A 19,609-nucleotide genomic window follows, 5' to 3' on the forward strand; every position below is an offset into this window, starting at 1 on the left:
CGGCGTCCCGGCTCCCGGACCGCACTGGCCGACGGGCCGGGACCGCCCGGTCAGCGGAGGAACTCCATGAGCGTCGGCTGCAGGATCTTCGCCGTCACCGCCAGCGATGCCTGGTAACCGAGCTGCTGGGCCGACAGTTCCATGCTGGCCTTGGGGATGTCGACGTCCTCGATGTCCTTCCGCTGCGCGTTCAGTGCCAGCTCGCGGGTGATGTTGAGCTCTGCAGCCTTCTGCACGCGGGAGCTGCGGGCGCCGACGGTCGCCTGCGCGGTGCTGATCCGGTCCTGGGCGGCGTCGAGCGCGGCGAGGTCGGCCGACAGCGCCGCGACGTCGACCGGGCTGGTGTTCAGCTTGTCCGCGATCCCCTGGACGACCGCGAACAGGTTCGCCCCGTCCGGGCCGAAGACCTCCGGCCCGGTGACGTCGACGCGCAGCACCTCGTTGTCGCTGATCCGCCGCAGGACCGGGTGGTCCTGGGTGGAGCCCTCGCCCTGCCCGAGCCCGGCGTAGCTGCCGTCGGGCTGGTAGGCGACCGCGCCGCTGGTGACCCCGCCGAAGATCGGCCGGCCGTTGATGCTCGTGTTGGCCACGCCGAGCATGTCCGCACGGAGAGCCGTGAGCTCGGTCGCCAGCGCCGCACTGGACGTGGCGTCGTTCCCGCCGGTGTTCAGGCCCTGGACCGTCAGCGCCTGGACCCGCTTCAGCAGGTCCTGCAGGCCCTGCAGCGCCGAGTCGGTCTGGTCGAGCCGGCTCTGCGCGTCGGTGATGTTGCGGTCCTGCTGCGCGACCCGGCCGAGGTCGGACCGGACCTGCATCGACTTGTTGGTGTCGATGGGCGAGTCCGAGGGCCGGTTCAGCACGCGGCCGGTGGCCAGCTGGTTCTGCACCTTGACGAGGGCGGTCAGGTTGTTGTTCAGCCCGGTGAGGCTGGAGTTCACCATCGCCTTCTGGGTGATGCGCACTCAGGTCACCGCCCCACGAGGCCGGTGTTGTTGATCAGGGTGCTGAGCAGCTCGTCCATCGCGGTGATCATCCGGGCCGCCGCCTGGTAGCCGTGCTGGAAGGTCAGCATCTGCGTCATCTCCTCGTCCAGGCTCACGCCCGAGACCGCCTGCCGGTTGGTGTCGACGGTGCTGGTGATCGTCGACTGGATCGTGACGTTGCGGGTGCTGACCGACGCCTCCACCCCGAGCTGGGTGATGAGCTGCCGGTAGTCGCTGTCCACCCCACCGGTCTCCCCCACCCGGGCCATCGCCAGCGCGTGGGTGCCGTCGGTGGACACCTTCCCGGGGACCGACGACGCGGCCAGCCGACCCGGGTCGGTGATCGCGACCGAGAGGTTGGCGGCCGTGACCGGCCCGCCGCCAGAGCTCACCAGCAGGTCGCCGCCCGGGGCGCCGTAGGCGTCGGTTCCCGTCGCGTGCGCCGCGTTGACAGCGGCGGCGAGGTCGGCAGCCGTCTTGTCCAGCGCGCCGCGGTACTGCGGGATGACCGTGCTGAGCACGTCCACCTCACCACCGGCGGTGCCGCCCACCCGCACCTTCGTCCCGCCTGGCACCGTGACGACGGCGAGCGGCGAGCCGGCCAGCTCGTCGGCGGTGGTGGCGCCGGTGACGGCGAGCTCGATCCGCGCGGTGCCGGACACCAGGGCGGACCCGCCCACCAGGACGTCCACCATGCCGTCGACCCCGGGACTGGCGGTGGCGCCGACCTTCTGGGCCAGCGACAGCACCAGGGCGTCGCGCTTGTCGGCCAGCTCGTTGGTGGTCACGCCGGCCTGGCTGGCCCGCTGGATCGACCGGTTCAGCGCGCTGATCTGGGCGGTCGCGGCGTTGACGTCCTCGACCAGCGTCGCGAGATCCTCGCGCGTCTGCCCCCACTGTGCGTCCAGCGTGGCCCGGGTGGTCTGCAGGCTGCCGACGACGGTGGCGGTGCTCTCCAGGACGGCGCGCCGCGCGGCCGGGATGTCGGTCGCGGTGGACAGGTCCTCCCAGGACGACCACATCTCGGTCAGCGAGGTCTGCAGGCCGTTCTCGCCGGGCTCGCGGAACGCGTCCTCGATCTGGGCGTACGCCGAGCTCTGGACCGTGTACCGCGCGTTGGTGGCGTGCTCGGCCAGCGCCCGGTTCTCCGCGAAGCTGTCCCGGATCCGCGCCACGGTGTCAGCGTTGACGCCGCCCCCGACGTTCTTGCTGACCGAGAAGAAGGCCGGCACGGTGCTCGCGCCGATCGACTGGAGCTCGGCGCGCTGCCGGGAGTAACCGTCGGTGTTGACGTTGGCGATGTTCTGCGCCGTCACCTCCAGGGCGCGCTGCTGGGCGGCCAGCGCGGTGTTCGCGGTGTTGAGGGTGGAGAGGGCGCTCACGCGCGTGCTCCCGTCGTCGTCGGGGCGGTCCCGGTCGTCACATCGCACCGTCCAGCGTGACGGCGCGGTAGGCGTTGCCCGCCTGGCGGCCGGAGTGGGTGTACGTGCCGGCCGAGGGCATCCGCGCGGCCAGCAGGGCGTCGCCGATGGCGGCCAGGCCGCCCTCGACGAGCTCGCGGTTGGCGTCGGACAGGCTGCGCAGCTCGGTGACGAGCACCAGCAGGGCCTCGTGGTGCTTGGTGTAGAGGTCGGCCCACGGCTCCGGCGCGGCGTCGGCCAGCTGCCGGAGGGAGGGGTTCGCGTCCAGGCCGAGGCGACCGGCGATCTGCTCGGTCGCCGCGGCGCGCTCGATCTCCAGGCCGCGCAGCTGGTCGAGGACGACCTCGATCTCGTGTGCGATCCGCGGCAGCCAGCGCGTCTTGCCGGTGAGGATCAGGTACTGCTTCTCCTCCGCCTTGAACAGCAGCAGGTCGAGCAGCTCGTGCTCGCGCCAGAGCAACGTCGACAGGTGCTGGTGGTCCATGCCGGCCGCCCTTCCGTCGTCGTGTGCGGTACGCCAGCGGCCCCGGTGGTGAGGCGCTGTCGAGATCCCATCGGCAGCGCGGCGCGGAGTGTTCAGCCGAGATCATCGGCGGGCGCCCGGATTTCGTCGCCGGACACGGTCCCGAGGGGGCTCCCCTGTGCCGAGAAGGAGGACGTGACAGGAGCCCGCCCCGTGGTCAGCGACCGCCGGCACCCCGATGCCGACGCGCTGGTGACCACCCACCTGCCGCTCGCCCACTTCGCCGTGAACGCGGTGGCCTCGCGCATCTCGCTGCCGGGTCACGTCAGCCGGGACGACCTCCTCTCCTGCGCCTCGGTGGCGCTGGTCGAGGTGGCCCGCCGGTTCGACCCGTCGGCCGGCGCCACGTTCGCGACCTACGCGCTGCCCCGGCTGCAGGGCGCGGTCCTCGACGAGCTCCGCTCCGGGGACTGGGCCAGCAGGTCCGTGCGCGCGGCCGCCCGGCGCACCGACGCGGCGGCCGACGCGCTGACCATGAGCCTGGGCCGGCCGCCGACCAAGGAGGAGCTCGCCGAGAGCCTGGGCGTCGCCCGCTCGGAGCTGGACTCCCTGCAGGTCGACGTGCACCGCGCGGTGATGGTCAGCATCGACGCCGAGACCGGTGCCGACGGCGGGTCGCTGGACCTGCCGGACACCGGGGACTCACCGGAGCGGGCGCTGATCCGCGGGGAGCGCACCCGGCACCTGCACGAGGCCATCCAGGCCCTGCCCGACAAGCTGGACGAGGTCATCGAGCGCAACTTCTTCGGCGGCGAGTCCCTGACCGACATCGCCGACTCCCTCGGCGTCACGCTGTCCCGGGTGTCGCAGATGCGCGCCCGGGCGCTGACCCTCCTGCACGCGGCGATGAGCGAGGTGTGGGAGGGCCGGCCGGTGGCCGCCGGTGGCGGCGTGCGCGCCCGCAACCAGCAGCGCGCCTACGTCGACCGGGTGGCCGCCCGGCAGCTGGCCGAGCGCCCGTCCGCCCACCCCGTGCCCGCGCCGGCCCGGGGGGTCCCCCGCCCGGCACCGGTCCCGGTCGGTGTCGCGGTCGCCACCGCGCTGGAGCCGGCCACCCCGCTCGCCGTCGCCGGCCCGGTGCCGGCCCCGCGGTTACGCGCCCGCTACGACTGGTCGGTCGCCGGCGGGAACGCGGCCCGACCGGCCTGAACGGGCCCGCCGGAAAAAGATCCGGCATTCGGGTCAAGTCCCACCCGTAACCAGCCGTTACCAGTCGTGTACCGCCCCGCAGCACGGATGCAGCGGGTTACCAGTAAGACCCCATCCAAGGAGGATCACCATGGGTCTGAGCGTCAACACCAACATCTCGGCGATGAACGCCTACCGCAACCTGTCGACCACCAACGACTCGATGAGCAAGTCGCTCGAGCGGCTCTCCTCGGGTTACCGGATCAACCGGGCGGCCGACGACGCGGCGGGTCTGGCCATCTCCGAGGGGCTGCGCTCCCAGATCGGCGGCATCTCCCAGGCCGTGCGCAACACCCAGGACGGCGTCAGCGTCGTGCAGACGGCGGAAGGTGGCCTGAGCACCACCACCTCGATCCTCCAGCGCATGCGCGACCTGGCTGTGCAGTCCGCGAACGACAGCAACGACGACAACTCCCGCGCCGCCATCAACGCCGAGACCACGGCGCTGAAGGCGGAGCTCACCCGGATCGCGGACAAGACCACCTTCAACAACGTGAACCTGCTCGACGGCAGCTTCACCGGCAAGCAGTTCCAGGTGGGCTATGCCTCCGGTGACACCATCAGCGTCGACATCAACTCGACGGGCGTCACGCCGGCCAAGACCAGCTTCGTCAACGGTGGCGCCACCGCCACCGCCGCGGCTGCGACCTTCGCGGTGGGCACGGTCAGCGTCACGACCGCTGCCCTGACGGCCAGCACCGACGCCAACGCGATCGCCACCGAGCTGAACGCCGACGGCAACTTCGCCGCGTCGTTCACCGCTGCGGTGGACTCGAACACCGGCGGTCTGACCATCACCGCCAAGGACGCTGCACAGACCGGTTCCATCACCATCGGCGGCGGGCTGGCCGCGACCGCCGGGGCCACGGCTCCGACTGTCTCGGCTGCGGGCACGGCCACCGGCGGCTTCGACGCCACCGACCTGGGCGTCGCCGGCATCACCCTGGCCACGAAGGCGGGCGCCAACGCCGCCATCACGGCCATCGACGAGGCGATCACCCAGGTCTCCAGCGCCCGCGCCAACCTCGGTGCGCTGCAGAACCGGTTCGAGCACACCATCAACAACCTGAACACGACGAACGAGAACCTGACGGCGTCGGAGTCCCGGATCCGCGACACGGACATGGCCCAGGAGATGACCAACTTCACGCGTACCCAGGTCCTCACCCAGGCCGGCACCTCGATGCTGGCCCAGGCCAACCAGTCCACCCAGAGCATCCTCAAGCTCCTGGGCTGATCCGGTAGCACGACCAGCACCACCCACTGAGGGGGGAGGCCCCGGCCTCCCCCCTCAGTGCGTGCACGACCGTCCCCCGTCGAGAGAGGAAACGCAGCCCCATGAGCGGCATGAGCGTGAGCGTCGGCCTCGCCTCCGGGACCGACTACAAGTCCTTGGTCAACCAGCTGATGCAGATCGAGGCGCAGCCGCAGACCCTGCTCAAGAACCGGCTGGCCACCGCGCAGAGCCAGGCGTCCGCGCTCCGCCAGGTCAACACGAACATGGCGGCCCTGGCCGGCGCCGCGAAGGCCGTCACCGCGGCCGCCGCCTGGACCGCCGCCAAGGCCACGAGCTCCTCCAGCGCCGTGACCGCCAGCGCCGCCACCGGCGCGGCGCCCGGCTCGCTCACCTTCGCCGTCGACCGGCTGGCCACCGCGCAGTCCATGGTCAGCGGCCAGAACTGGACCACCAGCAACGACGCCTTCGGCCTCAGCTCGCCGTTCACGGTCACCAAGGGCGGCGTCGCGACGGACATCCCCCTCACCGACGGCAACAGCGACGGCACGGTGAGCCTGGCCGAGGCCGTCTCCGCCATCAACAAGGCCGACGCCGGGGTGACCGCCACCGCGGTCAACACGGGGGCCGGTTACCGGCTGCAGCTCACCGCCACGGCCACCGGGGTGGCCAACGGCTTCTCACTCAGTCCCGCCACCATGACCGGCGGCGGCTTCACCGCGCTCGCGGCGGCCCAGGACGCCCAGATCACCGTGGGCAGCGGCAGCGCCGGCGCGTACTCGGTGACGTCCGGGACGAACACGTTCAGCGGGGTCCTGGACGGCACCACCTTCACCGTCGGCTCGACGACGTCCTCGGCCACGGTCACGGTGGGCAGTGACACCAGCGCCGCCGTCACCGCGGTGCAGGCCCTGGTGACCGCGGCCAACAACGTGCTCTCGACCATCGACAACCTCACCGACGCGACGGCCAACCCCAACGCCCCCCTGAAGGGCAACTGGTCGCTCACCAAGCTGGCCGGCGACGTCCTCACGTCGGTCTCCAGCGCGGTGGGCACCGCCGGCTCGGCCGGTTCCCTCGGGCTGCAGCTCACCAGCGCCGGCACGCTGAAGTTCGACGCCGGCGTCTTCCAGTCCAAGCTGGAGGCCAACCCGGCCCTCCTGAAGACGGTCTTCGGGGGCGAACTCGCCGCCGGCACCGACCTGATCGCCGGCACGGGGGACGACACCCTGGTGACCGACGGCGTCGCCGCCCGGCTGCAGCGGCTGGCCCTGCGCGCCAGCGACTCGGTCAGTGGCAGCATCACCAGCCTGGCCCAGGGGCAGGACACCCGCGTGGACGACCTGCAGGACCAGATCGACGCGTGGGACCTCCGGCTGGCCTCACGGAGGGCGACCCTGAACGCCCAGTACACCGCCCTCGAGACCGCGCTCGGCACACTGCAGAGCCAGTCGACGTGGCTCAGCTCGCAGATCAACTCGCTGCCCAGCTGGTCCTCCGATTCCTGAGTCGTCGAGCTCCCCGTCCGGCTTCCCCTCCCAGGAGACCCTCCCGATGACCGCTTCCCTCCGCGCCCGCTACCTCGGCAACTCGATCGCGACTGCGTCGCCGCAGCAGCTGCTCGTGATGCTCTACGACCGGCTCGCCCTCGACCTCGAGCGCGCCGAGTCCGCGCTGACCACGGGCGACCGCACCGGTGCCGACGAGCAGCTGAAGCACGCCCAGGAGATCGTCATCGAGCTGCGGGGGAGCCTCAAGGTCGACGTGTGGGAGGGCGCGCCCCGGTTGGCCGCGCTCTACGACTGGCTGCTGACCGAGCTCATCCAGGCCAACATCAAGGGCGACCTGCGCCGCGTCGGTGACTGCCGGCGGATCGTGGAGCCGCTGCGCGAGGCCTGGCGGGGTGCGGCCGCGGCCCTCGCGGCCGGCACCGCATGACCGGCGAGCGGCGCCGGTCGTCCGACCCGACGCCGAACCGGGCCTGGAACGAGGCGCTCGACGCGCTCGAGGGCGACGTCCTCGCCGCGGAGCAGACGCTCGCCCGCGACCGGGCCGAGGAGATCGCCGCCTGGGGCCGGCGGTCCACGGACTGGATCCCGCCGTCCGGCCTCGGCCCGCTCCCCGATGACCTGCGCGAGCGCGCGGCCCGGCTGCTGCAGCACCAGCTGGCGGTGGCCGAGGATCTGGTGGAGCGCATCACGCAGTCCCGCAAGCAGCGCGACGTCGCCGCGCGGATGAACTACGGCCCCTCGCGGCCGGTCGCCTCCTTCATCGACCGCGGCCTCTGACGCAGGGCCCCTCCCCTCCGGCGGTCGTCCAGCGCGCTGGCCCCTCCCCTCCGCCACGCACTGTGACGCAGGGCACCCGGTGGACGCTCGGATGGTGTAACTCCGCGCCACGGTCGGGTGGCGTCGCTCAGGTCCGCCGCTGGTCCGCCCGATGGTCTCGGTGCACCGCGAGGACGGGTCGACCGACCCGCGCCTCTCCGGGCACCACCGGCCGCACGGGAGGAACGCATGGCCCGCATGCCGGGCGCGATCTGGGATCCGCTGGCCAGCAACTGGTCGAGCCAGCCCCGGATGACCGCCCACGACGTGATCTGCATCCACACGATGGTCGGCAGCCTGGAGGGCACCGACTCGTACTTCACGACCGGGAACGGCGCCGGCTACCTCGGCACCGAGTCGCACTACGGCACCGGTGGCCACGGCGAGATCCGCCAGTGGCAGGACACGGCCCACCAGGCCGACGCCAACCTCAGCGGCAACCCCTACGTCATCAGCATCGAGAACGCCGACCGTGGTGCGCCGTTCCCGAACTGGGACATCGGCGACGGCTCCCAGGTGCCGCCGTTCACCGAGGCCCAGATCGAGGCCAACGCCAGGATCCTCGCCTGGGAGTCGTCGCCCGCGGCGCACGCCACCTGCCCGTCGACCTGGACGTGCCGCACGGCCGGCATCCCGCTGCAGCTCATCCCGAACACCCGGCGCGAGCACCGCGGCGTCGGCTACCACCGGCAGGGCATCGAGCCGTGGCTGGTGGACGGTGGCGTGCGGTGGAGCAACGCCACCGGCAAGGTCTGCCCCGGCAACGCCCGGGTCGCGCAGGTCCCCCGGATCATCGAGCGGGCCCGGCAGATCCGGGCCGGTGCCACCACCCCGATCGAGGAGATCAAGGAGTTCGACATGGCCGTCCTCATCACCGCCGCCTCGTCCGCCGACGGCAGGGTCAAGCGAGCCCCGGCGATCCACACCGGCCTGGGCGGCTTCATCGGCCTCGGCAGCGACGCCGAGATCAGGAACGCCCGGGCCGAGTTGCGTGAGATCTGGGTGGAGTCCTACACCTGGGACGCCCTGGCCCAGGAGAAGACCACCATGCTGGCCGGCGCCCGCGCCGCGGTCGAGACGGTCGAGCTGCAGAGGCAGATCCTCGCCGCGCTGCAGGCCGGCTGACGCACCACGTGACCATGGGCGCCCGCCTGGGCGCCCATGGTCACGGTCGTTCCCGGGACTGCCGAGAACGGCGGAGCACGGAGCGCACCACCCGCCACGGATCGGCGGACCCCACCCTCAGGACCTCCCTGAGGGTGCGTCCCGTCGTTCCCGGAGGTACCTGTGCTCCGACGCTCGCCCACGAGCGCCCGGTGATCACCGACACGACCATGACGGCGCTGCACGCCGCCCTCAGCGGCCTGCAGCAGCGTCAGGAGGTCACCGCCGACAACATCGCCAACATCGACACGCCCGGCTACCTGGCCGGCCGGGTCGACTTCGAGTCCACCCTGCGCAGCGAGCTGGCCAGCGGCCATTCCGCGACGGTCGGCGACAGCTCCGTCCGGCAGTCCACGGACCCGACCCGCACCAACGGCAACAACGTCAACCTGGACGCCGAGGTGACGATCGCCACCGAGACCGGGCTGCGCTACCAGTTGGCGCTCAACGCGCTCAACGGCAAGTACGACGTGCTGCGTTCGGCCCTGCGGACGTCGTGACATGAGCACCTTCGACTCGTTCCGCATCGCCGGGTCCGGGCTCTACGCCAACCGCAAGTGGATGGACGCGGTCTCGGACAACATCACCAACATCAACACCGCCACCTCGACCGATCAGAGCGCCTTCCAGGAGCGGATGATCGTGGTCGAGGCCGCCGACTACGGCTCCGGCCAGGGCGGCGTCCGGGTGGCCGGTGCCGAGTTCGGCTCCGCGGAGGGCCGGCTCGTCCACGAGCCGGACAACCCCCTCGCCGACGCCGACGGCTACGTCCGGTACCCGGACATCGACCTCGGCGACCAGATGACCCAGTTGATCATGGCCCAGCGCAGCTACCAGGCGAACCTGGCCTCGATCGAACGCGCCACCGACGCCTACCAGGCGGCGCTCCAGCTCGGGAAGGGCTGACCATGACCTCGCCGATCAGCGGCATCTCCTCCGCCCTCTCCGGGATCCAGGGACTGGGCGCGGCCTCGGCCCTGGCCGGGCCCACGTCGGCCGCCCCGACGTCCGGCACCGACTTCGCGTCGGTGCTGACCGGGGCCGTCGACGAGCTCAACAGCACCCAGGCCACGGCCGACTCCCTCGCCGCCCAGGCCGCCACCGGCGACCTGGACGACGTGCACGACTACATGATCGCCAGCGCTGAGGCCCGGCTGGCCACCGACACCGTGGTGACCCTGAAGAACTCCGCGGTCGCCGCCTTCACCGAGATCATGAGGATGAACGTCTGATGCCCGCCGCCCTCGCCGGCCCGCTCGACCGGGTTCGCTCGCTGTGGTCGACGATCAACGTCGGCCAGAAGATCGTCATCGGCCTGCTGGTCGTCGGGCTGGCCCTGGGCGGCGTCTTCTTCTACCGCTGGATCACCGCGCCGACGCTGTCGCCGCTGTTCAGCAACCTGTCCTCGGCCGACGCCTCGGCGATCGTCGAGCAGCTCAACGCCGAGGGCGCCAGCTACGAGCTGACCGACGGCGGCCAGACGATCATGGTGTCGCAGGAGCAGGTGTACGACCTGCGGTTGAGCATGAGCGGCCAGGGCCTCCCCGCCGGCGAGGACACCGGGTACTCCCTGCTCGACGAGCAGGGCATCACCACCAGCGAGTTCCAGCAGCAGGTCACCTACCAGCGGGCCCTGGAGGGCGAGCTGGCCAACACCCTCGAGGCGCTCGAGGGCGTCAGCTCCGCCGTCGTCCACCTGGCCATCCCCCAGGAGGACGTCTTCGCCACCGACGAGGCCGAGCCCACGGCGTCGGTGCTGCTGGACCTCAAGCCCGGCGCCTCGCTCAGCGGCGAGCAGGTGCAGGCGGTGACGAACCTGGTGTCCTCCAGCGTGGAGGGCATGACCCCCGAGCAGGTGACCGTCGCCGACTCCAGCGGCGCGGTGCTGTCCGCCGCGGGCGAGGGGATCACCGCCGGCGCCGGGGACGCGCAGTCCCAGGCCGAGCAGGACTACGAGGCCCGGCTGGCGGCCAACGCGCAGACGATCCTGGACACCATCGCCGGCCCGGGCAACGCCAAGGTGTCCGTCCGCGCCGACCTGGACTTCGACAAGACCAACACGACGTCGGAGACCTACGACTACAACGACGACACCCCGGCGCTGTCGGAGTCGACCACCGTGGAGAGCTACACCGGCACCGGCGCCGCGGTCGGCGGCGTGCTCGGGGCCGAGGACGTCGCCGCCGGCGGCGGGGACAACGCGTACGACAAGCAGTCCACCACCTCCAACAACGCCGTCGACAAGACCGTCACCACCACCGAGGGTGCGGTCGGCACGGTGGACCGGCTGACCGTCTCGGTGGTCATGGACAACGCCAACGTCGGCGGCGTGGACGTCAACACCGTGCAGGACCTGGTCGGCAACGCCGTCGGCCTGGACGCCGCCCGCGGCGACGCGATCACGGTCGCGTCGATGGCCTTCGACACCACCGCCGCCGACGAGGCCGCCGCGGACCTGGCGGCCGCCGAGGAGGCGGAGGCGACCGCCCGGATGTGGTCGATGGTCAAGACCGGCGGGATCGCGCTGGGCATCGCCCTGCTCGTGCTGGTCGTCTGGCTGCGCTCGCGGCGCGACCGCGAGGAGTACGAGGAGCTGGAGGAGGAGCTCGACTTCGAGCCGATCCAGGTGGAGAGCGTCCGCGACCCGTCCCTCGACGACCGCGCCGCCCAGCTGGCCGCCGCCCAGCGGGAGCGGGTCCGCGGCGAGATCTCCGAGATGGTCAGCGAGCGGCCCGACGAGGTCGCGACCATGCTCCGCGGCTGGTTCGCCGACGCGAAGTGAGCTCCGGTCCGGGGGCGCCGCACCTGTGGGTGCGGCGCCCCCGCCGCCTTCTCCGGACCCGTCCGCCGTGCCCGGACCGCCCCGTCCGGCGACCGGACTGCCGATGAAGAGAGCGGCGCCGACGGCGCCCGAGCACAGGGAGAGTGAGCAGTGAGCATCGCCAGCGTGGAACAGATGATCGGCATGCCCCCGGCGGTCGCCGGCGCTGCACCGGTCGCGCCGCGCAGGGAGATGCCCGGGCTCCGCAAGGCAGCCCTGTTCCTGGCCCAGCTGTCCAAGGAGGAGGCCGGCGCGGTGCTCGCCGAGCTGCGGCCCTCCGAGGTGGAGAAGCTGACCGGGGAGCTGATGCGGCTGCAGGGCGTCGACTCCTCCGACGTGGACGAGGTGCTCGGCGAGTTCCACCACCTCATGCAGGCGCGCCAGTTCGTCGGCACCGGCGGTCTGGAGTTCGCCCGCGAGGTGCTCGCCGCGGGGCTGGGCGAGGAGAAGGCCGACGGCATCCTGTCCCGGCTCAACGTCGTCTACACCGAGCTGCCCTTCGCCTCGCTGCGCAACAGCGACGTCCGGCAGCTGGTCACCTTCCTCAAGGACGAGCACCCGCAGGTGATCGCGCTGGTGCTCGCCCACCTCCCGGCGCCGCAGTCGGCCGAGGTGCTCTCCGGCTTCCCGCCCGACCAGCAGGCCGACGTCGCCTACCGGATCGCCGTCATGGACCGCACCTCCCCGGAGATGGTCCGGATGGTCGAGGAGGAGCTCGGCCGGCGCATGGGCTCGCTGCTCGCCTACCAGGACATGTCCACCGTCGGCGGGGTGGAGACCCTGGTCGAGATCATCAACCGCTCCGCCCGTCCTACCGAGCGGTCGATCCTGGAGTGGCTGGACAAGAGCGACCCCGAGCTGGCCGAGCGGATCCGCTCGCAGATGTTCGTCTTCGAGGACATCGTCACGATCGACGACCGCTCCCTCCAGCTGGTGCTCCGCGAGATCGAGGCCAACGACCTGGCCACCGCCCTCAAGGGCGTGCGGCAGGACGTCCGGGACAAGGTCGTCCGCAACCTCTCCGAGCGGGCCGGCGAGAACCTGCTCGAGGAGATGGAGCTGCTCGGCCCGGTCCGCAGCCGGACCGTCGAGGAGTCCCAGGCCAAGATCGTCGCCGTCATCCGCACGCTGGAGGAGCAGGGCGCTCTGACCATCTCGCGGGGTGGTGAGGATGACTTCGTCGCGTGAGAACGGACCCCGTCCCCCCCTTGAAGGACCCTCCTGCCCCCCGCCACTCGCAGGCTCGCGGCGGGCCCCTGCAGGACGGCCGATCGAAGCTCGGGGCGGGACCCTGGACGGGGCCATCGGGAGCATCGCGGCGAGCGCCGGCTCACGTGAGTCCTTGCTGCTGCGCGGGACCTCCGCGGCCGACGCCGTCCCGTACCAGCGCACCGGGGAGCAGCTGCCCTGGGGACGCCGCCGGTCGGACCGGCCCGCGGTGCCCACCACACCCGCCGCGCCTGCCCCCGAACCCGCCGTGACGGCGGCGGTGACCGCCGCGGTGACCGCCGCCGTCACCCGGTCGTCGACGGCCGCACCGGTCGACGAGCCGCGCCCGCAGGCCCGGTCGTGGGTGCTGCCGGGGAGCGCGAACGACGACGTCACCCCGAGCACCCGCACCGGCCTGCGGCTCGGCGAGGTCTACGCCGAGCAGCTGGCCCGGCTGCGCGAGGAGGCCCGTCGCGAGGGCTGGGCCGCCGGGCACGCCGAGGGCCTGGTGGCCGCCGAGCAGGTCGTCGCCGCCGCCGAGCGCGCCGCCGAGGAGCGCCTGGCCGCCGTCCAGGCCCGGTGGGAGGGCCGGCTGGCCTCCGCGACCGCCGCGATGGCGGCCGCCGCCGAGCGGCTGGACGGGGTCGCGGCACCGGTGCTCGACGACCTGCGCGACGGCGTCCTGGACGCGGTGACCGCGCTGGTCGGCGAGCTGCTCGGCCGGGAGCTCGCGATGGCCTCCGCGCCCGGGCTCGACGCGCTCCGCCGCGCGCTGACCCTCTCCCCCACCGACGTCCCGGTCGTCGTGCGGCTGCACCCGGACGACCTCACCGAGGTCCCCCCGGACGCGCTGGCCCAGCTGCCCGCCTCCGTCACCGTGCTCGGCGACCCGGGCGTGGAGCGCGCCGGCGCGGTCGCCGAGGCCGGCGCCACCCGGGTCGACGCCCAGCTCAGCAGCGCCCTCGAGCGCGTCCTGGCGGTACTCCGCTCGTGAGCGCCGGACTGGCTCCCTCGCAGGGTCCCACCGCGAGCTTGCGAGCGGTGGGGGGCGAGGGGGTCCTTCCTCTGCTCGACCGCGCCCGGGCCGCCGCCCGGCCGGTGGTCACCGGCGTCGTCACCGGCGCGATGGGGCTGACGCTGACCGCGGAGGGCGTCGCCGCCGCCGTCGGCGACCTGGTGGAGATCTCCCCCGGCCCGCGCGGCCTGCTCGCCGAGGTGGTCGCCGTCCAGCGGGAGCGGCTGACCTGCATGCCGCTCGGCGACCTCTCCGGCATCCGGTCCGGCGCTCCGGTCCGGCCCACCGGCCGGCCGCTGCAGGTGCCCGTCGGCGAGGCGCTGCTCGGCCGCGTGCTCGACGGCCTCGGCCGGCCGCTGGACGGTGGACCGCCGCTGGGCTCCCTGGTCTCCTGGGTCGACCTGACCAGCGAGACCCCCAACGCGCTGCGCCGGGCCCGGGTCAACCGGCCGCTGGCCACCGGCGTGCGGGCCCTGGACACCCTCGTCCCGGCCGGCCGCGGGCAGCGGCTGGGCATCTTCGCCGGCTCGGGCGTGGGCAAGTCGACGCTGCTGTCGCAGATCACCCGCGGCACCGACGCGGACATCCGGGTGATCGGGCTGATCGGTGAGCGTGGCCGCGAGGTCCGGGAGTTCATCGAGGAGGACCTCGGTCCGGAGGGCCTGGCCAACTCGGTGGTCGTCGTCGCCACCTCCGACCAGCCGCCGCTGGTCCGCCTCAAGGCCGCCTTCGTGGCCACCCGGATTGCCGAGGGCTTCCGCGACCAGGGCCGCGACGTGCTGCTGATGATGGACTCGATCACCCGCACGGCGATGGCCCAGCGCGAGGTCGGGTTGTCCGCCGGCGAGCCCCCGGCCACCCGCGGCTACCCGCCCAGCGTCTTCGCGATGCTGCCGAAGCTGCTGGAGAAGGCCGGCACGGCGACGACCGGGTCGATCACCGGCCTCTACACGGTGCTCGTGGACGGCGACGACCACAACGAGCCGATCGCCGACACCGCCCGCTCCATCCTCGACGGGCACGTGGTGCTCACCCGCAAGCTCGCCACCGCCGGCCACTTCCCGGCGATCGACGTCCTGGAGTCCATCTCCCGGGTCGCGACCGCGGTCACCCCGGCGCCGCAGATGACCGACGCCCGGGAGCTGCGCCGGATGCTCGGTGCGCTGCGCGACGTCCGCGAGCTCATCGAGATCGGCGCGTACCAGGACGGCACCGACCCGCTGGTCGACCGGGCCCGCCGGCTCAGCCCGCACATCGACGCGTTCCTGCGCCAGTCCACCGACGACTCCACGCCGCCGGCCGAGGCGTGGGCCCGCCTGCACGCCCTGGTGACCGGCGCGTGAAGCAGCCGGCCTTCCGGCTCGAGCCGGTGCTGCGGCTGCGGCGGACCGAGGAACGCGCCGCGTCCCTGGCCGCGGCGGCCGCCGCCCGGGACGCCGCCGCGGCGGCCGAACGGGCCGTGCAGGACGCCGAGGCGCTCTCCACCCGGTCGGTGCCCCGCGCCGCCTCGGGCGCCGCCTTCGTCGCCGCGATGGTCGCATCGGCCACCGCGGCTGCCGATGTGTCAGAGGCGCGGGCGATCGCCCGCGCGCGGAGCGAGCAGGCCGAGGCGGTCCGCGCCCGCTGGACCGCCGCGGCCCAGCGCACCAAGGGGCTCGAGCGGCTGCGGGAGCGGCACCTCGACGCGCTGCGGGCGGCGGCGGAGACCGCCGAGGCGCGCACGGTCGACGACCTGGTCACCGGTCGGCACGGCCGGCGGCCGCAGGACGGCGAGGAGGGGACGACGTGGACGGACTGAGCGCGGTGTACAGCCGGATCGGCGAGATCCAGGCCCGCTTCTCGGTGACCCCGGCCGCCTCCTCGAACGCCCAGTGGGCCAGCGCGGCGGCCGCCGCCGGGCTGACCGGCACCAGTGGCACGGCCGTGGCCGGCGCCGCCGGGAGCGGCAGCGGGTCCGCGGTTGTGCAGGCGGCCAGCAAGTACCTCGGTGTCCCCTACGCGTGGGGCGGCACCGACCCGAGCACCGGCCTGGACTGCTCCGGGCTGGTCCAGCGGGTGTACAGCGACCTGGGCGTCAGCCTGCCGCGCACGTCGTCCCAGCAGGCCACCGCCGGCCGGGCGGTCGCCTCGCTGGACGAGGCCCAGCCCGGTGACCTCGTCTTCTTCGACAACTCCGCGTCCCGCGGCGGCATCGACCACGTCGGCATCTACATCGGCAACGGCCAGATGATCGCCGCCCCGCAGGAGGGCGAGGTGGTCAAGGTGCAGTCCGTCGGCAACCCCTCGGTGATCCGCCGGGTGCTGCCGGACACGGCCGCCGCGCCGGCCGCCACCGCAGCCGTCAGCGGCGCGGGCAGCCTGGCCGGTGTCCCCTACGCCGACCTCTTCCAGCAGGCCGGCGCGAAGCACGGCGTCTCCCCCGCGCTCCTGGCGGCGGTGGCGAAGACCGAGTCCGGCTTCGACAGCGCCGCGGTCTCCCCGGCCGGCGCGCGCGGCCTCATGCAGTTCATGCCCGCGACCGCCCGCAGCCTCGGCGTGGACACCGGCGACCCGGCCTCCTCGATCGACGGGGCGGCCCGGTACCTCGAGGACCTGACCCGGCAGTTCGGCTCCACCGAGCTGGCGCTGGCCGCGTACAACGCGGGCCCCGGCACGGTGACCCGCTACGGCGGCATCCCGCCCTACGGCGAGACCCAGTCCTTCGTCCAGAAGGTGACGACCACCGCGGAGGCCTGGTCATGACGGCACCGACCGTCCTGCCCGCCCTACCGGCGGTCCCGGCGACCGCGGGACCGACCGGGTCGGCGACCACCGGCGGCGGCTCCCCCGCCTTCGCCAGCGTCCTCGACGACGCGCTCACCTCCGGCGGGCAGCAGTCCGGCCCGGCGGCGGAGGACACTCCCGAGGAGGACCGGGCTCCCGGCCAGGACGGCACCGTCGTCCCCGTCGCCGTCCTCACCCTGCCGCCGTGGCTGCTGCTGTCCGCGGCGCCGGCGTCCGCCACACCGGTCGTCGCCTCACCCGGCACCGCTCCGGACGCCGTCGCCTCGACGGCCGTCGCACCGGACCTCCTCCCCGCGGCCGGGGGCCCGGCCACTGCTCCGTCCGGTCCGGTGCCGGCGTACGCCGCCGTCGCGGACGCGGCAGCCCCGGTCCCCGCACCACCGGTCCCGACCGCCGTAGCCGCTGCCCTCGCCGGCGCCGTCGTGTCGTCGGGCTCCTCTCCCGCCGACGTCCCCGCCGGGCCGGCGACCGCCGCCGACGCGGTGGTCAGCGGACCGGCCCTGCCGCTCCCCGCACCCGCCGAGACCCCGGCCGACGCCGACGCGGACACCGGCGCCGACGACGGCGGCGGGGACCCCGCCGGTGCCGCGGCGCCGGAGCAGCCCGCACCCGACGCCGACCCGCTCGCCGCCTTCGGCACCACCAGTGCTCCGGCTCCCGCGACGGCGACCGCGGGGACGTCGACCGCCCCGTCGTCCGCCGACGCGGACCAGCCGGTCGCCACCCAGCTCGGCCGTCAGCTCGCCGTGCTGACCGAGGCCCCCGACGGCACCCAGACCATGACCCTGGTCATCACGCCCGACGAGCTGGGCCCGGTGTCGATCCAGGCCACGATCACCGACGGGACGATCGACCTGACCCTGCTCGGCGCGCACGAGCACGGCCGGCAGGCACTGGCCGAGGCCCTGCCCGACCTGCGCCGCGAGCTCGAGACCGCCGGCCTGTCCGTGAGCCGGCTCGAGGTGGGCACCGACGCCGGCCGCGACGGCGACTCCTGGCAGCGCGCCGGCCAGCAGCAGCTCCCCGACCCGCGGGGCGGCTCGCAGGGCCAGCCCGGCCGGGCGCCGGCCGACGGCCGCGGCTGGGTGCGGGACGACGACCAGAACGGTGCCGGCACCCCCGTCCGCACCGCCGACCCGTCCACGTCACGCGGCGTGGACGTCCGCGTCTGAGAGGGAGGTCCCAGGATGACCGACGCGATCAGCGGCAGCGCCCCCGTGGCCACCAGCACGGCCACCACGCAGATCAGCAAGAACGGGTTCGACTCGGAGACCTTCTTGCAACTGCTCGTCGCCCAGCTGAAGTACCAGGACCCGAGCAACCCGACGAGCAGCAGCGAGTTCATGGCCCAGACGGCCACGCTCGCGCAGGTGCAGAGCCTGAACGAGATCGCCGACCAGAACACGCAGGCGCTGACCCTGCAGCGGTCGCTGAGCGCCGGCGCGCTGGTCGGGCACACCGTCTCCTACACCGACACCGACGGCACCACGAAGACCGGGACCGTCACCTCGGTGAAGATCAGCAGCGACAGCAGCACGGAGTCGAAGGCGGTCGTCGACGGCGTCGACATCGCGCTCGGCCGCCTCTCCGAGGTGTCGCTGCCGGCCACCGACTGACGGCCGTCCCTCTCCCCTGACCCTCCCCTCGCCCGAGGAGCACTCCCATGCTGCGTTCCATGTTCTCCGCGATCTCCGGCTTGAAGACCCACCAGACCAAGCTGGACGTCGTCGGCAACAACATCGCCAACGTCAACACGGTCGGCTACAAGTCGAGCCAGACCGTCTTCCAGGACACCCTGTCCCAGGTGCTGAGCAACGGCTCCGCGCCGACGCAGGGCACCGGTGGCACGAACCCGGCCCAGGTCGGCCTGGGCGTCCAGCTGGCCGGCATCACCACCAACTGGACCCAGGGCTCCACCCAGAGCACCGGCCGCTCGACCGACTTCCTGATCAGCGGTGACGGCTTCTTCGTGACCCAGTCCGGCAACGAGCAGCTCTACACCCGCGCCGGCTCCTTCGACTTCGACGGGCAGGGCCGGCTGGTCACCCCCGACGGCGCGATCCTGCAGGGCTGGATGGCCAAGGACGGCGTGATCGACGCCAACGGCCCGACCGTCGACCTCACGGTGCCCTACGGCGCGGTGATGCCGCCCAAGGCGTCCGCCACCGGCGGGTTCAGCGGCAACCTCGCCAGCGGCACCAAGGCCACCGAGGGCATCGAGACCCCGATCACGATGTACGACGCGCTGGGCAACGCGCACCAGATCACCGCCACGTTCACCAAGACGGCCACCGACAACGAGTGGACGGTCGCCCTCACCGACGAGAACGGGGACGCCGTCCTGACGCCGGACGCCACCATCGCGTTCGACCCGGCCACCGGCGAGATCGACGACCCGGCCGCCGCCGTCCTCGACGTCACGCCCAACGCGCCGATGGACGCGAGCTGGCCGGGGCCGATCACGCTGGACTTCACCGGCATCACCCAGTTCGGGGCCGACAGCGCGGTGAAGGCCCTGCCCACCGACGGCTACGCCACCGGCAGCTTGCAGTCCTTCTCGCTCAGCGCCGACGGCACCATCGTCGGCGTCTACTCCAACAGCCTGCGGCAGGACGTCGGCAAGCTCGCGGTGGCCACGTTCGCCAACCCCAGCGGGCTGGAGAAGTCCGGTGGCTCCTCCTACCGGGTGGGCAACAACTCCGGCGTCGTCACGATCAGCGCCGCCGGCACCGGCGGGGCCGGCACGCTCGCCGCCGGCGCGGTGGAGATGAGCAACGTGGATCTCTCCGAGGAGTTCACCAGCCTGATCATCGCCCAGCGTGGCTTCCAGGCGAACAGCCGTGTGATCACCGCCTCCGACGAGGTGCTGCAGGACCTGGTCCAGCTGAAGCGCTGACCCCAACTCGACCCTGACCAGCCCGAACGGCCCGGTCCCCCCGT

21 protein-coding genes are annotated in these 19,609 nt (G+C 73.1%); 18 read left to right on the top strand and 3 right to left on the bottom strand.

Annotated features, from left to right (window positions below):
• Positions 1-50: 50 nt before the first annotated feature.
• From flgL to HK417_RS08555, 3 genes are read right to left on the bottom strand one after another with little or no spacing between them, the layout of a single operon-like run.
• Complete coding sequence (gene flgL, locus HK417_RS26415; RefSeq protein WP_222265375.1) at positions 51-962, bottom strand: flagellar hook-associated protein FlgL; 912 nt, start codon at positions 960-962, stop codon at positions 51-53.
• 5 nt (positions 963-967) lie between these two features.
• The gene (gene flgK, locus HK417_RS08550) at positions 968-2,365 is read right to left on the bottom strand and encodes a flagellar hook-associated protein FlgK (RefSeq protein ID WP_222265377.1); all 1,398 of its coding nucleotides are present in this window, start codon (positions 2,363-2,365) and stop codon (positions 968-970) included.
• A gap of 37 nt (positions 2,366-2,402) precedes the next feature.
• Positions 2,403-2,888, bottom strand: coding sequence for a flagellar protein FlgN (locus tag HK417_RS08555; protein WP_222265379.1), 486 nt, complete (start codon positions 2,886-2,888; stop codon positions 2,403-2,405).
• A 192-nt stretch (positions 2,889-3,080) separates the two neighbouring features.
• Between HK417_RS08555 and HK417_RS08560 the strand changes: the two genes are divergently transcribed.
• The 18 genes from HK417_RS08560 (at position 3,081) to HK417_RS08645 (ending at position 19,565) form a co-directional block, all read left to right on the top strand.
• On the top strand, positions 3,081-4,076 hold the full coding sequence (locus HK417_RS08560) for a sigma-70 family RNA polymerase sigma factor (protein ID WP_308123457.1): 996 nt from the start codon (positions 3,081-3,083) through the stop codon (positions 4,074-4,076).
• 130 nt (positions 4,077-4,206) lie between these two features.
• Positions 4,207-5,352: a flagellin N-terminal helical domain-containing protein gene (locus HK417_RS08565; RefSeq protein ID WP_222265381.1), complete on the top strand. Its 1,146-nt coding sequence runs from the start codon at positions 4,207-4,209 to the stop codon at positions 5,350-5,352.
• 101 nt (positions 5,353-5,453) lie between these two features.
• Positions 5,454-6,857, top strand: a complete 1,404-nt coding sequence (gene fliD / locus HK417_RS08570; protein ID WP_222265383.1) for a flagellar filament capping protein FliD — start codon at positions 5,454-5,456, stop codon at positions 6,855-6,857.
• A 46-nt stretch (positions 6,858-6,903) separates the two neighbouring features.
• Complete coding sequence (fliS, locus tag HK417_RS08575) at positions 6,904-7,287, top strand: flagellar export chaperone FliS (RefSeq protein ID WP_222265385.1); 384 nt, start codon at positions 6,904-6,906, stop codon at positions 7,285-7,287.
• Positions 7,284-7,637 (top strand): hypothetical protein, encoded by a 354-nt coding sequence (locus tag HK417_RS08580; protein ID WP_222265386.1) that lies wholly within the window; start codon positions 7,284-7,286, stop codon positions 7,635-7,637. Before fliS ends, HK417_RS08580 begins: the two co-directional genes overlap by 4 nt.
• 228 nt (positions 7,638-7,865) lie before the next feature.
• The gene (locus HK417_RS08585) at positions 7,866-8,801 is read left to right on the top strand and encodes a peptidoglycan recognition protein family protein (protein ID WP_222265388.1); all 936 of its coding nucleotides are present in this window, start codon (positions 7,866-7,868) and stop codon (positions 8,799-8,801) included.
• A 191-nt stretch (positions 8,802-8,992) separates the two neighbouring features.
• Positions 8,993-9,340: a flagellar basal body rod protein FlgB gene (locus tag HK417_RS08590; RefSeq protein WP_222265390.1), complete on the top strand. Its 348-nt coding sequence runs from the start codon at positions 8,993-8,995 to the stop codon at positions 9,338-9,340.
• 1 nt (position 9,341) lies between these two features.
• Positions 9,342-9,746: a flagellar basal body rod protein FlgC gene (locus HK417_RS08595; RefSeq protein ID WP_222265392.1), complete on the top strand. Its 405-nt coding sequence runs from the start codon at positions 9,342-9,344 to the stop codon at positions 9,744-9,746.
• A gap of 2 nt (positions 9,747-9,748) precedes the next feature.
• Complete coding sequence (fliE, locus tag HK417_RS08600) at positions 9,749-10,072, top strand: flagellar hook-basal body complex protein FliE (RefSeq protein ID WP_222265394.1); 324 nt, start codon at positions 9,749-9,751, stop codon at positions 10,070-10,072.
• Complete coding sequence (gene fliF / locus HK417_RS08605; RefSeq protein ID WP_222265396.1) at positions 10,072-11,622, top strand: flagellar basal-body MS-ring/collar protein FliF; 1,551 nt, start codon at positions 10,072-10,074, stop codon at positions 11,620-11,622. The genes fliE and fliF overlap by 1 nt, the downstream gene beginning before the upstream one ends.
• A gap of 150 nt (positions 11,623-11,772) precedes the next feature.
• On the top strand, positions 11,773-12,849 hold the full coding sequence (gene fliG / locus HK417_RS08610; RefSeq protein ID WP_222265398.1) for a flagellar motor switch protein FliG: 1,077 nt from the start codon (positions 11,773-11,775) through the stop codon (positions 12,847-12,849).
• Between the two features lie 154 nt (positions 12,850-13,003).
• Entirely contained in the window at positions 13,004-13,864 is an 861-nt protein-coding gene (locus tag HK417_RS08615; protein WP_261326194.1) for a FliH/SctL family protein, read from the top strand.
• Positions 13,865-13,911: 47 nt separating this feature from the next.
• Positions 13,912-15,228, top strand: a complete 1,317-nt coding sequence (locus HK417_RS08620) for a FliI/YscN family ATPase (protein ID WP_222265400.1) — start codon at positions 13,912-13,914, stop codon at positions 15,226-15,228.
• Positions 15,225-15,683 carry a flagellar export protein FliJ gene (locus tag HK417_RS08625; RefSeq protein ID WP_222265402.1) on the top strand — a complete coding sequence of 153 codons (459 nt, stop codon included), beginning with the start codon at positions 15,225-15,227 and terminating at the stop codon, positions 15,681-15,683. Before HK417_RS08620 ends, HK417_RS08625 begins: the two co-directional genes overlap by 4 nt.
• The gene (locus HK417_RS08630) at positions 15,671-16,627 is read left to right on the top strand and encodes an NlpC/P60 family protein (protein WP_222265404.1); all 957 of its coding nucleotides are present in this window, start codon (positions 15,671-15,673) and stop codon (positions 16,625-16,627) included. The genes HK417_RS08625 and HK417_RS08630 overlap by 13 nt, the downstream gene beginning before the upstream one ends.
• Positions 16,624-17,841, top strand: coding sequence for a flagellar hook-length control protein FliK (locus tag HK417_RS08635; protein ID WP_222265406.1), 1,218 nt, complete (start codon positions 16,624-16,626; stop codon positions 17,839-17,841). Before HK417_RS08630 ends, HK417_RS08635 begins: the two co-directional genes overlap by 4 nt.
• Before the next feature lie 15 nt (positions 17,842-17,856).
• On the top strand, positions 17,857-18,285 hold the full coding sequence (locus HK417_RS08640; protein WP_222265408.1) for a flagellar hook assembly protein FlgD: 429 nt from the start codon (positions 17,857-17,859) through the stop codon (positions 18,283-18,285).
• Between the two features lie 47 nt (positions 18,286-18,332).
• Entirely contained in the window at positions 18,333-19,565 is a 1,233-nt protein-coding gene (locus HK417_RS08645; protein WP_222265410.1) for a flagellar hook protein FlgE, read from the top strand.
• Positions 19,566-19,609 lie beyond the last annotated feature (44 nt).

Source organism: Modestobacter marinus (assembly GCF_019799945.1).
GTDB lineage: Bacteria > Actinomycetota > Actinomycetes > Mycobacteriales > Geodermatophilaceae > Modestobacter > Modestobacter marinus_B.